This is a genomic window from Acinetobacter calcoaceticus, assembly GCF_900520355.1.
In the GTDB taxonomy this organism is placed as follows: Bacteria; Pseudomonadota; Gammaproteobacteria; order Pseudomonadales; family Moraxellaceae; genus Acinetobacter; species Acinetobacter calcoaceticus_C.
Genome location: NZ_LS999521.1, coordinates 3,341,986 through 3,356,611 on the forward strand (window position 1 = coordinate 3,341,986; position 14,626 = coordinate 3,356,611).

Sequence of the window (14,626 nt, forward strand, 5' to 3'; positions counted from 1 at the left end):
TGGGGTCAGATCATCCTACCGCTACGGGAGGAGACGAGGAGTTTACGCATAAGACTATCCCTCAGACGGAATAACTCTGATGCGATCTTTCATCACGGTCTGCTAAAACCGACTGGCAATGTAGGCCAGCTTGCAAAGGATAATCTGAGAGTTTACAGGTGTCAATGTCGAATTTATGACAAGATCTTAAATTTCTTATTATTTTTCATTAGATTAAATAAATTATTATTTTAAATATTATATACAATCAAATAGTTTTAATTGAAAATTTATTAAGAAATCGGTCATCAGTCGTTTAAAAATTGGAGTAACTTAATCTATCCATTAAGACTAAGCAAAATGAGCGCCTTGGGACTCAATGAGTTGATCAACTTGAACAGGCATTCCCAATAAATAACCTTGGAATTGCTGACAGCCTAAACGGGTTAAAATCTCAACCTGCTGCTGAGTTTCGACCCCTTCTGCCGTTACGGTTAAACCTAACTTTTTAGCTAGATGAATAATACTTTCGAGAATAACTTCTTCTTTCGAACCCGGTTTTAAATCAACAATAAAACCACGGTCAATTTTCAATTCATCTACGGGCAAATCTTTTAAATATAAGAAGCTCGAATGCCCTGTTCCAAAATCATCAATCGCAACACGAATTCCCATGTCCCGCAGCCGTTCACACGCTCGAATACTCAAGTCAATATGTCGCATTGCAGTTGATTCAGTAATTTCAACAATTAAATGATAAGGTTGAATTTGATATTTTTTTAATAGTGCTTCGAGCGTACTGAATAGCTTTTTATTTTCAAACTGTAGTGCCGACAAGTTCACAGCGACTGGATAAAATGGCGTGTTACTGCGCTCCCACTCCTGAATTTGCAGGCAAGCTTGCTCAAGCGCCCAATATCCCATTGGAATGATCAAACCCGTTTTTTCCGCACCTTCAATGAACATATGCGGTGTAAGTATGCCTAAGGCTGGGTGATTCCAACGGATTAATGCTTCAACTCCACAAACTTCAAGATTGGTATTAAATTTTGGTTGGTAATATAAGATGAACTGTTTTTCTTCGACGGCTTTATAAAGATCATTGATCAGTTTTGACTGACTTCTCGTTTCTTGTTGATGGGTTGAATAACTAAAGATGGTATATGTATTACGACCTTGTTCTTTAGACATCAACATGGCCGCATCAGCATTCATAAGTAAGTCCTGAACATTCTGTCCATGCTCAGGAAAAAGTGCGACGCCCAAACTTGCAGAAATATTAATTTCCTTACCAGAAATTTGATAACTTTCCTGAATCAATTGTAAAATTTTCTCGGCCAAAACAACTGCTTCTTCTGCATTGGTATTTTCTGCAATAAGCAAAAACTCATCGCCACCAATTCTAAGCAGTTTACATTTTTCATTGAGTTGCCAATGTAAACGGTTCGCCATTTGAATGAGTAGTTGGTCACCCACGTGGTGCCCAAACGCATCGTTGACCGATTTAAATCGGTCTAAATCAATATATAAAAAAGCAATTTTTTGGTCTTTATATCGATGATCTGAGAGCAGTACTTCAGCATAATCAACTAAGTAAAGACGGTTTGGCAGTTTAGTTAAGTTATCTTGTATAGAAAGATTAGCTAATTCTTTATTTGCCTTACGTAACTCTAAGTTTTGTTGAGTAAGCCGCTGCTCCAACATCGCCACAATAAAACTTGCGACCAGTACCAGACACGTGACTAAAATAATTGTAAATAATAATAAGTCATGCTCAGCCTGATATTGGCTAATAAATTTATCAGTAATGTTGGTCGCAATCAGAGCAGTATAGTGCATTCCCATAATGCTTAAGGTCATCATGATCGCGAATGCTATTTTTAGATTTAATCGATGATGCTCTGTATCTTTTAATTTATAGGACAATAAAAAAGCCAATCCTGCCCCACTCATAGCAATGAGTACAGAAAATAATAGCAAGAAAGCGGTATAGTCTTTTTTATAGATATCAATATTCCAGCCCAACATACTAATGTAATATGAAGCTGAAATTCCGATTCCCATTACAACCGAACTTAAAATAAGTCGGAATAAAGGTAGAGTAAAACGAGAAGTTAACCACATTGCAATGTAAGATAACAAAGCACTTACGGCAAAAGAAACGGCAATTAAAGGGATATTAGAATTGATTGTTCCAAGCAAATGGTAGGCTTGTATTCCAACAATATGAACGATACTAATTGCTGATGCGAGCAATAAGCTATTGATAAGTAAAATTAGAGATTCAAATTTTTTAAGGGCTTTATTGAATAATAATTGCTCCATGGAAATCACAATATAGCAAATAATGCCGGCTGCAATAAAAGAGCCGACGATCAATGTGCTATCGTAATCAACATGACCCATATTGGACTTCCATGATTATTCAATACTTTTTTTTATTTTGTTCAACTCATTGCCCAAAATACAACTAAACATGTTCAATACATTCTATTAAATTTGACTTTTTAAGTCAGTTATAAACAATAACATTATCTATCTTTTGGTCAAGTATTTTTTACTTTATAAATCAATAGAGTAACCAAAAATTAAGCAGCCAATTATATGAAAAATATAGAATTTCTTTAATCCAATTGAGTTATTTACATGGCTCTTTTCATATTCAAACAAAACAGTATAAAAAAGAACCCTGCTTAGCGCAGGGTTCTTTTAAAGCTTTAGAAAAAGAGAATTAGTTCTTTTCTTTGTCTACGATTTTGTTCGCTTGAATCCATGGCATCATTGAACGTAATTTATTACCAGTTACTTCAATACCATGTGCAGCATTTTGACGACGACGAGCAGTCATAGATGGGTAGTTTAATGCACCCTCTTGAATGAACATCTTCGCATATTCGCCAGATTGAATACGTTTCAATGCATTACGCATTGCTTCACGAGACTGTTCGTTAATTACTTCAGTACCAGTTACATATTCGCCATATTCAGCATTGTTAGATACTGAGTAGTTCATGTCAGCGATACCGCCTTCGAACATTAAGTCAACGATCAATTTAAGTTCGTGTAAACATTCGAAGTAAGCCATTTCTGGTGCATAACCAGCTTCAACTAAAGTTTCGAAGCCCATTTTCACGAGTTCAACCGCACCACCACAAAGAACTGCTTGCTCACCGAATAAGTCAGTTTCAGTTTCTTCACGGAATGAAGTTTCGATAATACCAGTACGGCCGCCACCTACGCCAGAAGCATAAGAAAGAGCAACGTTACGTGCATTACCAGAAGCATCTTGGTGAATTGCAATTAGGTCAGGAACACCTGAACCACGTTGGTATTCTGAACGAACTGTGTGACCAGGTGCTTTCGGAGCAACCATGATTACGTCTAAGTCTTTACGTGGAACAACTTGGTTATAAAGAATTGAGAAACCATGAGCAAATGCTAAAGTTGCGCCTTCTTTGATGTTTGGCTCAATCACGTCACGGTAAAGTTGTGATTGGAATTCATCTGGAGTCAAAATCATTACGAGGTCAGCTTGCTTAACAGCAGCAGGAACTTCTGCAACTTTAAGACCAGCATTTTCAGCTTTCTTCCAAGAAGCTGAATCTGCGCGTAAACCTACAGTTACGTCTACGCCTGAGTCTTTAAGGTTAAGTGCGTGAGCATGACCTTGAGAGCCGTAACCAACAATCGCTACTTTCTTGCCTTGGATGATTGATAAGTCACAGTCTTTATCGTAAAAAATTTGCATTTGTGTTCTCCGCTAAAATACTTTTAAAAAATTAAATGGCTAATACTTTTTCGCCACGGGCGATACCAGATACACCTGAACGAACGACTTCTAGAATAGTGTTTTCTGCAAGTGCATCGATAAAACCATCTAATTTTTCAGTTGTCCCTGCTATTTGAATGGTATAGGTAGTTGGTGTCACGTCTACAATTTGCGCACGGAAAATATCCGCTGTTCGCTTAATTTCAGCACGTGAAGCACCTAACGCTTTTACTTTAATCAACATCAGTTCACGCTCAATGTGTGAACCTTCTGATAAATCTACTACTTTTACAACTTCAACAAGCTTGTTGAGCTGCTTTGTAATTTGTTCAATCTTATGGTCATCGCCATAAGTAGTTAATGTCAGACGTGATAACGTCGGGTCTTCGGTTGGAGCTACATTCAACGTTTCAATGTTGTAGTTACGTTGACTGAATAAACCCACCAAACGAGAAAGCGCACCAGCTTCGTTTTCAACGAGTACAGAAATAATATGTCTCATTATGTACGCTCCCCTTTACCTAACCACATATCCTTCATGGACTGACCTGCGATCAGCATTGGATAAACATGTTCTGTACGATCAACCATGACATTAATGAATACACATTTATCATTAATTGCCATTGCTTCAGCAAGCTTCGACTCTAGTTCATCAGCATGATCAATTTGGATACCAACATGACCATAAGCTTCCATTAACTTGCCAAAATCAGGTAATGATTCAACATATGAGCTTGAGTGACGGCCTTCATAGTTCATATCTTGCCACTGTTTAACCATACCTAAAGCACGGTTATTCAAGCACAAGATCTTCACATTCATACCGTATTGCTTACAAGTTGAAAGCTCTTGAATACACATCTGAATTGAAGCTTCACCAGTAATACAAACGACCTGTTGATCAGGGAAAGCTAACTTAGCTGCCATTGCATAAGGTAAACCTACGCCCATGGTGCCTAATCCGCCTGAGTTAATCCATTGACGTGGACGTTTGTACTTGTAATACAACGCGCCAAACATTTGGTGTTGACCCACATCCGAAGTAATAATGGCATCACCATTGGTCGCTTTATATAAAGCTTCAACAACTTGCTGTGGCTTCATCGTGCCGTCAGTGAGTGTTTCATACTTCAAACCATGAACTTTACGCCATTCATTAATTTGATCCCACCATGCAGAAATTGCTTCAGGGTTGGGCTTAGACACATTCAATTGTTTCAATTGCGTCAACATTTCCTGAAGTACAGGCTCAACCGCTCCTACAATCGGGATGTGCGCCATGATCGTTTTTGAAATGCTCGCCGGATCAATATCAATATGAATAACTTTAGCATTCACACAGAATTTTGCAGGGTTATTGGTTACTCGGTCATCAAAACGTGCACCAATCGCAAGAATGACGTCAGCATTGTGCATCGCCATGTTTGCTTCATAGGTACCGTGCATCCCAAGCATGCCCATGAACTGTGGATCATTGCCAGGGAAGCCACCAAGACCCATAAGTGTATTTGTCACTGGGTAACCCAACAAATGAGCTAGCTCAGTCAATAATACTGATGCATTACCTTGAACAACACCGCCACCAGTATAAATTACAGGGCGTTTTGCACTTAAAAGTTCATCAATCGCTTTACGAATTTGACCAGAATGACCACGTGAAGGAGGCTGATAAGAACGCATCTTCACTTTTTCAGGATATTCGTACGCAAATTTTTCTGCAGGATTTGTCGCATCTTTTGGAATATCGACTACAACTGGGCCAGGGCGGCCACTTGATGCAATATAAAATGCTTTTTTGATAATTGCAGGAATTTCACTTGCGTGACGAACTTGGAAGCTGTGTTTCACGATAGGACGTGAAATACCCACCATATCAGTTTCCTGGAAAGCGTCTTCACCAATAAGATGTGATGCAACCTGGCCAGACAAAATCACCATTGGGATTGAGTCCATATAAGCTGTTGCAATTGGAGTCACAGTATTAGTTGCGCCAGGTCCAGAAGTGACCAGTACTACGCCAGTCTTACCTGTCGCACGCGAGTAAGCATCTGCCATATGACCAGCAGCTTGTTCATGACGTACGAGGTAATGATTAATTTTGTCTTGTTGAAATAGCGCATCATAAATATGTAATACAGCGCCGCCTGGATAACCAAAAACATGTTCAACGCCTTCGTCCGCAAGAGCACGAACGAGCATTTCACCACCAGATAAAAGTTCCAACGTGATTCACCCTAAAATCTTTATCACTATTTATGGAAGGCACAAATAGTGTTTCATTCATTGAATTGTCTGCACTGTTATAGCACACATATTGTCTAGTTTTCGTTGCAATAGAAAAATTTCTGTTTTTCAGCCGTATAAGCTTTTTTAACATTAATAAAGCATGTCTGGATATACATACTTTAAGTAAAATCAATCTCTCGGCTAGAGAGAATGTCTATTACAAAACATGACGGTTATTCGAAGGGTGATCAAATAATCGCATATAAAACTAAAGGAAGCATTTTTGTTGTTTAATTCACTAAAGTCAAGATTAAAGAAAAAGTTTTTCCATAAAAATTTTTAGCTGTTGCTTTTTTAATCTAAAATCAAATCGTAAATTTGGTAGTTCAACCTCTATTTATTAAAAATAATTATTCTTTTTTATATAAAACCATACATTATAAATTGCTTATTTATGAACTTTATTTAAATATAGCCAGTATTCTTTGGGGAAGATCTGATATGAATTTATCTTATTTAAAAACAAGCTTATATATAGCAGTAACAACAGCGATTTTAGTTTGCTCAAGCCAAATTCAGGCACAGCAATATTATAAATGGATGGATAAAAATGGCTCCACTCATTACACCACAACGCCACCACCGAAGAGTGCAAAACATTTGAATAAAGTTTCAACTTACGGCAGCCAACCATCCCTAAAAAAATCGGCCCCCACCTCAGAACAACAACCTCAAGTTAAAACCGATAAACTAGTGCAAGAGGCAGCTAACGTAGAACAGGAAAAAAGTGTACCCGCTGTACCAGTTCCGCCAGCCCCACCCGCAGCAGCACGATAACCAAAATGAGAGTGGTGAATATTTTCACTACTCTTCTATTATTTAAAATAAAGAAGAATAGATTGAGAAATGTTTATTGCTCATATTAAAAGATAAAATCCTGATCTAAAAACTGACATTTCCCTTTATTTTGCGCTATGCTGTGCAGCAATCTTTCATTTCAATTTTCGTTGTATAGCTTACGTCTATGACTATTTCTCACATTGACCCCGAATATCAAGCAAACACGATTGAACCATCAGTTCAACAAGATTGGGAAAATCGTAAAGTCTTTAAAGTTGCCGACACTGTCGAAGGTAAACATCGCTACATCCTGTCAATGTTTCCCTACCCAAGCGGCAAGCTGCATATGGGGCATGTGCGTAACTATACAATCGGCGATGTGATTAGCCGTTTTTACCGTTTAAAAGGTGAAACTGTGCTACAACCGATGGGTTGGGATGCATTCGGTTTACCTGCTGAAAATGCAGCAATTGCCCATAAAGTTGCTCCGGCAAAATGGACATTTGAAAACATTGCCTACATGCGTGACCAATTAAAAAAATTGGGTCTATCTGTAGACTGGGACCGTGAGTTCGCAACTTGTACACCAGAGTACTATCACTGGGAACAATGGTTATTTGTTCAGCTTTATAAAAAAGGCCTGATCTACCGTAAACTTTCAACAGTAAACTGGGATCCGGTTGACCAAACAGTTTTGGCAAACGAACAAGTTGAAAATGGTCGTGGCTGGCGCTCAGGTGCATTGGTTGAAAAACGCGATATTCCAATGTACTACTTCCGTATTACGGATTATGCACAAGAATTATTAGACGATCTTGACACTTTACAAGACGGCTGGCCTCAACAAGTGTTGACCATGCAACGTAACTGGATTGGTCGCTCTACTGGCATGGAAATTACTTTCCCATCTGCCAATACTGAAATCTATGCTGACGGTTTAACTGTTTATACAACTCGTGCTGACACTTTAATGGGTGTGACATATGTTGCCGTTGCAGCAGAACACCCTCTTGCGCTTAAAGCTGCTGAAAATAATCCTGAATTGGCTGCATTCATTGAAGAATGCCGCATGGGTTCAGTTGCAGAAGCGGACTTGGCAACAGCCGAGAAAAAAGGCATGGCAACAGGCTTGTTTGTAAAACATCCTGTAACTGGTCAAGAGCTTCCTGTCTGGATCGCAAACTACGTATTAATGTCTTATGGCTCTGGCGCAGTAATGGCTGTGCCTGCACATGACGAACGTGACTTTGAATTTGCAAACAAATTCAATTTGCCAATCAAACAAGTGATTGATGCTAAAGGCGCTGACGATGCAGACTACTCTGCAACCCAATGGCAAGAATGGTACGGTTCTAAAGAAGGTAAACTTGTTAACTCTGGCGAGTTTGACGGCTTAGAGTTCCAAGCTGCTTTCGATGCATTCCTTGCGAAATTAGAACCACAAGATTTAGCAAACTCTAAAGTTCAATTCCGTTTACGTGACTGGGGTGTTTCTCGCCAACGTTACTGGGGTTGTCCAATTCCAATGATTAACTGTAATACTTGTGGTCAAGTTACAGTTCCTGAAGATCAACTGCCTGTTGTATTACCAACAGACGTTGTTCCAGATGGCTCAGGCAATCCGCTTAATAAAATGCCTGAATTCTATGAAACTAAATGTCCTTGTTGTGGCGGCGATGCACGTCGTGAAACAGATACTTTAGATACTTTCGTAGAGTCATCTTGGTACTATGCACGTTATGCTTCTCCAGACTTTACTGGTGGTATGGTTAAACCTGAAGCTGCTCAAAACTGGCTTCCTGTGAACCAATACATTGGTGGTGTTGAGCACGCAATTCTTCACTTACTTTATGCACGGTTCTTCCACAAATTAATGCGTGATGAAGGCGTTGTACAAGGTAATGAACCATTTACCAACTTGTTAACTCAAGGCATGGTGCTTGCAGATACGTTCTATCGTGAAGCAGAAAATGGTAAGAAAACTTGGTTTAACCCAGCTGATATTGAGCTAGAACGCGATGAAAAAGGTCGTATTCTTTCTGCAAAATATTCAGGTGATGGTCAAGAAGTTATCATCGGCGGACAAGAAAAAATGTCTAAGTCGAAAAACAATGGTATTGACCCACAAGCGATTATTGACCAATACGGTGCAGATACTGCTCGTGTATTCATGATGTTCGCTGCTCCACCAGATCAATCTTTAGAGTGGTCTGATGCTGGTGTTGAAGGTGCAAACCGTTTCTTGAAACGTGTATGGCGCCTTGTAGCAGGCTTCCTTGAAAAAGGCAACTCAGTTTCTACGATCGATGCAGCTAATTTGTCTAAAGACGCTCAAGATTTACGTCGTAAAACACACGAAACCATTCAAAAGGTAAGTGATGATATTGAACGTCGTCATGCATTCAATACTGCCATTGCCGCATTGATGGAATTGTTAAATGCGAGCAACAAGTTTGAAGCAAAAGATGACAATGACATTGCTGTAGAACGAGAAGCGATCACTACACTTTTAACTTTGCTCGAACCGTTTGCACCACATTTAAGCCAAACTTTATTAGCTCAATTTGGTACAGATGTTACGGCAGCAACGTTCCCTGAAGTCGATGCTTCTGCGTTGACACGAAATACACAAACGATTGTTGTACAGGTTAACGGTAAACTTCGCGGTAAACTTGAAGTTTCTGTTGATATTTCTAAGGAAGATCTATTAGCTCAAGCTAAAGCTCTACCAGAAGTTCAACAATTCTTAACCGGACCAACAAAAAAAGAAATTGTGGTTCCAAATAAATTAGTTAACCTCGTGGTTTAATTAAAGTTATTAATGAGAGGATCAAGCATGCACTTAGCCAAACGTTTAGCCGCTGTTGTTTTAACCTTAGGCCTTAGTGCAGGCTTAGTCGGGTGTGGATTTCATTTAAAAGGAACCAACCCGACTGCGACTCCGCTTGTATATAAAAAATTAAGCCTTGAGTTACCAGCTAAAACTGATGATTTGGAAACGCAGTTAAAAGTATATTTGGCTGCCAATGGTGTTCAATTCAGCAATGATAATGATGCCTATGTACTTCGTGTTTTAGAGTACACGCCACGTCGTCAGCTTTTAAATGGGAAACTGACAGAAGTGTTATTACGCTTAACGGTAACCTTCCAGATTGAAGATCGTCAGGGTAATAAAATTACTGAACCACGCTCATTAACTGCATCTCGTAGTTACCAATATGATTTGGCAACAGTTAACACTGAAAATCAGCAAGAAACTTACTTACAACGTATTGTGATTGATGATATTGCACAACAAATTACTCGTCAGATTTCAGCAAATCGTTTACCAAAAGCTCAGCCTTAATCTGTATTTCTGCTACTAATGAAAATTGACTATTTACAAGCTTTAAAACGCACTTCGGAAGCTCGGGGTGCGTGGATTTTGCATGGGCAAGAGCCCTTATTAGAACAAAATTTACTAGATACTTTTCGAAAAAGCTGGCAGCAACAAGAGGTTGAAAGACAGCGCTATGATATTAGTAGCGTGAGTGACTGGAAGAATGTCTTTAATGCACTTAATAGTTTATCTTTATTTTCTCAGCAGCTTGCCATTGAAGTACATGGCAACATCAAACCTGATGCAAATGGTTTAAAACAACTCAAAAGTTATATCCAAAATAACGAACATAACCTGCTGTTAATTGTTTTACCCAAACAAGATAGTAGCAGCTTAAAATCTGCTTTTTTTCAAGTTGTGGAAGCAAACGGCGTTGTTGTTGCCCTAACAGCAAATTATCCGCAAGACCGTCAACGTATTTTAAACGTAGAAGCCGAAAAGCTTGAGATCCAGCTCGACAATGATGCTTGGCAATGGTTAATGCAACATCATGAGCACAACTTATTAGCTGCTAAAAATAGCTTAATGCGTGTAAGAGATACTTTCCCAGACCAGAAACTTATTCAAATTGAGCAATTGTATGCTTGCCTGCAAGATCAATCTCGTTATACCACTTATGATTTAAGTGATGCGTTATTAGAAGGCAACCTCGGCCAATCTATTAAGATTTTTCAATATTTAATTGCGGCGGGCGAACCAGACAGTCTGATTTTATGGACTTTAAGTAAAGAAATGCGCTTATTGATGCAATTGTTTGAACAGCCTCATAATGCCTTACAGCTCGGTATATGGAAAACAAAAGTTGGTTTATATCAACAAGCCTTACGAAGATTAAATCCCCAACAGTTTCTAGGTTGGTCTACCCTTCTATTGCAAATTGATGCAGCAATTAAAGGAATGTCGAATGAAAATGCAGAACATTTAATGCAGCAAGCGATTGCTGAGTTATGTGGAAAAACACTCTTTATACAATAATTCGGCTGAATCATTTTCCTTCATTCCTGAAATATTATAAAAATTCACGTTTTATCCTCATTTCGCTTTTATACTAAATTAAATTTTAAACTTTTCGACCTCTCACCATGCCAAAAATAAAGCCAATTAAACTTGTTATTATCATCGTCTGTATAGTCATTATTGCTATATTAGCTTGGAAGTTTTTCAAACCAAAACAGCAGCAACCACAATATATTACTGCTGAGGTAACGCGCGGGGATATTGAAAATAATGTACTTGCAACGGGTACACTTGATGCAACCAAACTGATTAGTGTCGGTGCACAGGTATCTGGTCAGGTCAAAAAAATGTATGTGCAACTAGGTGATCAGGTTAAACAAGGTCAACTTATTGCGCAAATTGATTCAACTACCCAAGAAAATAGTTTAAAAACTTCTGATGCAAATATTAAAAATTTAGAAGCACAACGCCTTCAACAGGTTGCATCTTTGAATGAAAAACAACTTGAATTTCGTCGTCAGCAACAAATGTATGCGCAAGATGCAACACCGCGTGCAGATTTAGAATCGGCTGAAGCAAGCTATAAAACAGCTCAAGCACAAATCAAAGCACTAGATGCACAAATCGAGTCTGCAAAAGTAACTAGATCTACGGCACAAACCAATATTGGTTATACGCGTATTCTTGCTCCAACTGATGGTACAGTTGTTGCGATTGTGACGGAAGAAGGCCAAACCGTAAACGCCAACCAAAGTGCACCAACAATTGTCAAAATTGCAAAACTACAAAATATGACGATTAAGGCGCAGGTCAGTGAAGCTGACATTATGAAAGTTGAGAAAGGCCAACAGGTTTATTTCACGACCTTAGGTGAAGACACTAAGCGTTACGCAACCTTACGTCAAATTGAACCTGCTCCTGATTCAATTTCTAGTGAATCAAACAGTACTACAAGTTCAACGACCAGTTCAGCCGTTTACTATAATGCCCTATTCGATGTGCCAAACACGGATGGTAAATTGCGTATTGATATGACTGCACAAGTTTATATCGTATTAAATTCAGCTAAAAATGCCCTGCTCGTTCCTTCATCAGCACTTAGCTCTAAACAATTTTCAGGTCAAAGAAAATCAGGTCAATCATCTGATAAATCTAGTTCTTCACCAGAAGCAGCCAAGAAATCTCAAGGAAATGGAGCTCGTCTAGAGCGCCTTAATTTGACTGCTGAGCAAAAACAGTTAATTGAACAAGGTAAATTAACATTAAGTGTTGTACGCATATTACAAGCCGATGGCACAACTAAACCAACTCAGATTTTGGTTGGTATTAACAACCGTGTAAATGCACAAGTTCTTGCGGGCTTAGAACAAGGTGATCAAGTTGTGATTGCTGATAGTGCAGACACTTCTGCGGCATCAGCAAATAGTAGTAATAACCGTCGCCGTAGTGGCCCAATGGGAATGTAAGCATGACAAAACAAGCTCTGCTTGAAGTCAGCAATCTGGTCCGGGAATTCCCTGCTGGCGAAAGCACAATACAAATTTTAAAAGGGATTGACCTTACCATTTATGAAGGAGAACTGGTTGCCATTGTCGGCCAGTCCGGTTCAGGTAAGTCAACGCTCATGAACATTTTGGGCTGCTTAGACCGCCCTACCAGTGGTAGTTACAAGGTTAGTGGACAAGAGACTGGTAAGTTAGAGCCAGATCAGCTCGCTCGATTACGCCGTGAATATTTTGGTTTTATTTTCCAGCGCTACCATTTACTGGGTGACTTATCTGCTGAAGGTAACGTTGAGGTTCCAGCAGTTTATGCAGGCGTTACTCCTTCAGAGCGTAAACAACGTGCAACGGCACTACTCACCGAGCTAGGTTTGGGAACTAAAACACTCAATAGACCAAGCCAACTCTCTGGGGGGCAGCAGCAACGTGTTTCTATTGCCCGTGCCCTCATGAATGGTGGTGACGTTATCCTTGCGGATGAACCGACAGGAGCGCTCGACTCTCATAGTGGTGTTGAAGTTATGCGTATTTTGCGTGAACTCAATGCTGCTGGTCACACCATCATTTTGGTAACACACGATATGCAAGTTGCAAAAAATGCGACTCGTATTATCGAAATTAGTGACGGAGAAATTATTAGTGACCGTCCTAATGTTCCAGATCAAGCAGCTGAACCGATCAAGTCTGATCCTGATGCTGCTCCTGCATTGCAAGGTAAGCAGAAGAAAGGCAAAAGTATTTCTGCATGGCGTTCAACTTTAGATCGGTTATCCGAAGCCTTCCAAATGGCTTTACTGTCTATGAATGCCCATCGCATGCGTACATTCCTGACCATGCTTGGGATCATTATTGGTATTGCCTCTGTGGTTACAGTGGTCGCTCTAGGTAAAGGTTCTCAGCAGCAAATTTTAAGCAACATTAGTAGTCTGGGAACAAATACGATTACCGTATTTCAGGGCCGAGGGTTTGGTGATAATTCTAAAACCGCGAGCTTTAAAACCTTGGTTCCTGCCGATGCTGATGCGTTAATGACTCAACCTTATGTTAGTGCAGTCAGTCCGATGGTCAGTACATCCAAGACTATGCGCTATCAACAGAATGAAGCAAACGCCACCATTAATGGCGTGAGTAACGACTATTTCGATGTAAAAGGTTTAGTCTTTAAAGATGGACAAACTTTTGACCAACGTAGTGTACGTGATCGTTCACAAGATGTTGTAATTGATACCAACACTCAAAAACAATTCTTTGGTGATGGTAGCAATCCAATTGGCCAAGTCGTACTACTTGGTAGTGTACCAGCACGTATTATTGGGGTTGTAGAACCACAAACTAGCGGCATGGGTGCAGATGACACCTTAAATGTCTATATGCCTTATACAACCGTAATGAGCCGTATGCTAGGCCAGTCTAATGTCCGCAATATCGTGGTTCGTATTAATGACAAATATTCAACTACTGCCGCAGAAAATGCGATTGTAAACTTATTAACCCAGCGCCACGGTGCACAAGATATTTTCACTATGAACAGTGACAGTATCCGTCAAACCATTGAGAAAACAACCAGCACCATGACACTTCTGGTTTCAGCGATTGCTGTAATTTCACTGGTCGTTGGTGGTATTGGGGTAATGAATATTATGCTGGTTTCTGTGACTGAACGTACTCAGGAAATTGGTGTACGTATGGCTGTAGGCGCACGTCAAAGTGATATTTTGCAGCAATTTCTTATTGAAGCAATTTTAGTCTGTTTAATTGGTGGTGTGCTTGGTGTCTTACTGTCACTTGGTCTTGGACAACTCATTAATAAATTTGCTGGCGGTAACTTTAGCGTAGCTTACTCAAGCACTTCTATTATTGCAGCATTTGTGTGTTCAACACTGATTGGTGTCGTTTTTGGTTTCTTACCAGCCAAGAATGCCGCGAAGCTTGACCCTGTTGCCGCACTATCTCGAGAATAAGGAAAATTGC

Annotated in this window: 10 protein-coding genes; 6 read left to right on the forward strand and 4 right to left on the reverse strand. The window is 39.5% G+C overall.

The annotated features are described in order from the left end of the window. Positions 1-330: 330 nt before the first annotated feature. The 4 genes from AC2117_RS16005 to AC2117_RS16020 all read right to left on the reverse strand — a co-directional run bounded on the left by AC2117_RS16005 (position 331) and on the right by AC2117_RS16020 (position 5,974). Positions 331-2,385, reverse strand: coding sequence for an EAL domain-containing protein (locus AC2117_RS16005; protein ID WP_133975404.1), 2,055 nt, complete (start codon positions 2,383-2,385; stop codon positions 331-333). A 325-nt stretch (positions 2,386-2,710) separates the two neighbouring features. Then, positions 2,711-3,727, reverse strand: coding sequence for a ketol-acid reductoisomerase (gene ilvC / locus AC2117_RS16010; RefSeq protein WP_004641176.1), 1,017 nt, complete (start codon positions 3,725-3,727; stop codon positions 2,711-2,713). Between the two features lie 31 nt (positions 3,728-3,758). Next, a complete protein-coding gene (gene ilvN / locus AC2117_RS16015) occupies positions 3,759-4,250 on the reverse strand; it encodes an acetolactate synthase small subunit (protein WP_001215920.1) in 492 nt (163 codons plus the stop codon). Then, the gene (locus AC2117_RS16020; RefSeq protein WP_133975406.1) at positions 4,250-5,974 is read right to left on the reverse strand and encodes an acetolactate synthase 3 large subunit; all 1,725 of its coding nucleotides are present in this window, start codon (positions 5,972-5,974) and stop codon (positions 4,250-4,252) included. Before AC2117_RS16020 ends, ilvN begins: the two co-directional genes overlap by 1 nt. Positions 5,975-6,478: 504 nt before the next feature. Here AC2117_RS16020 and AC2117_RS16025 point away from each other — a divergent pair. The 6 genes from AC2117_RS16025 (at position 6,479) to AC2117_RS16055 (ending at position 14,616) form a co-directional block, all read left to right on the forward strand. Next, a complete protein-coding gene (locus AC2117_RS16025; RefSeq protein WP_133975408.1) occupies positions 6,479-6,814 on the forward strand; it encodes a DUF4124 domain-containing protein in 336 nt (111 codons plus the stop codon). Positions 6,815-7,001: 187 nt separating this feature from the next. Next, entirely contained in the window at positions 7,002-9,626 is a 2,625-nt protein-coding gene (gene leuS, locus AC2117_RS16035; RefSeq protein WP_133975410.1) for a leucine--tRNA ligase, read from the forward strand. A gap of 27 nt (positions 9,627-9,653) precedes the next feature. Beyond that, complete coding sequence (gene lptE / locus AC2117_RS16040; RefSeq protein ID WP_133975412.1) at positions 9,654-10,163, forward strand: LPS assembly lipoprotein LptE; 510 nt, start codon at positions 9,654-9,656, stop codon at positions 10,161-10,163. An 18-nt stretch (positions 10,164-10,181) separates the two neighbouring features. Further along, positions 10,182-11,171, forward strand: a complete 990-nt coding sequence (gene holA, locus AC2117_RS16045) for a DNA polymerase III subunit delta (RefSeq protein WP_133975414.1) — start codon at positions 10,182-10,184, stop codon at positions 11,169-11,171. Between the two features lie 107 nt (positions 11,172-11,278). After that, positions 11,279-12,619: a MacA family efflux pump subunit gene (locus tag AC2117_RS16050; protein ID WP_133975416.1), complete on the forward strand. Its 1,341-nt coding sequence runs from the start codon at positions 11,279-11,281 to the stop codon at positions 12,617-12,619. 2 nt (positions 12,620-12,621) lie between these two features. Beyond that, positions 12,622-14,616: a MacB family efflux pump subunit gene (locus AC2117_RS16055; RefSeq protein WP_133975418.1), complete on the forward strand. Its 1,995-nt coding sequence runs from the start codon at positions 12,622-12,624 to the stop codon at positions 14,614-14,616. Positions 14,617-14,626: the final 10 nt, after the last annotated feature.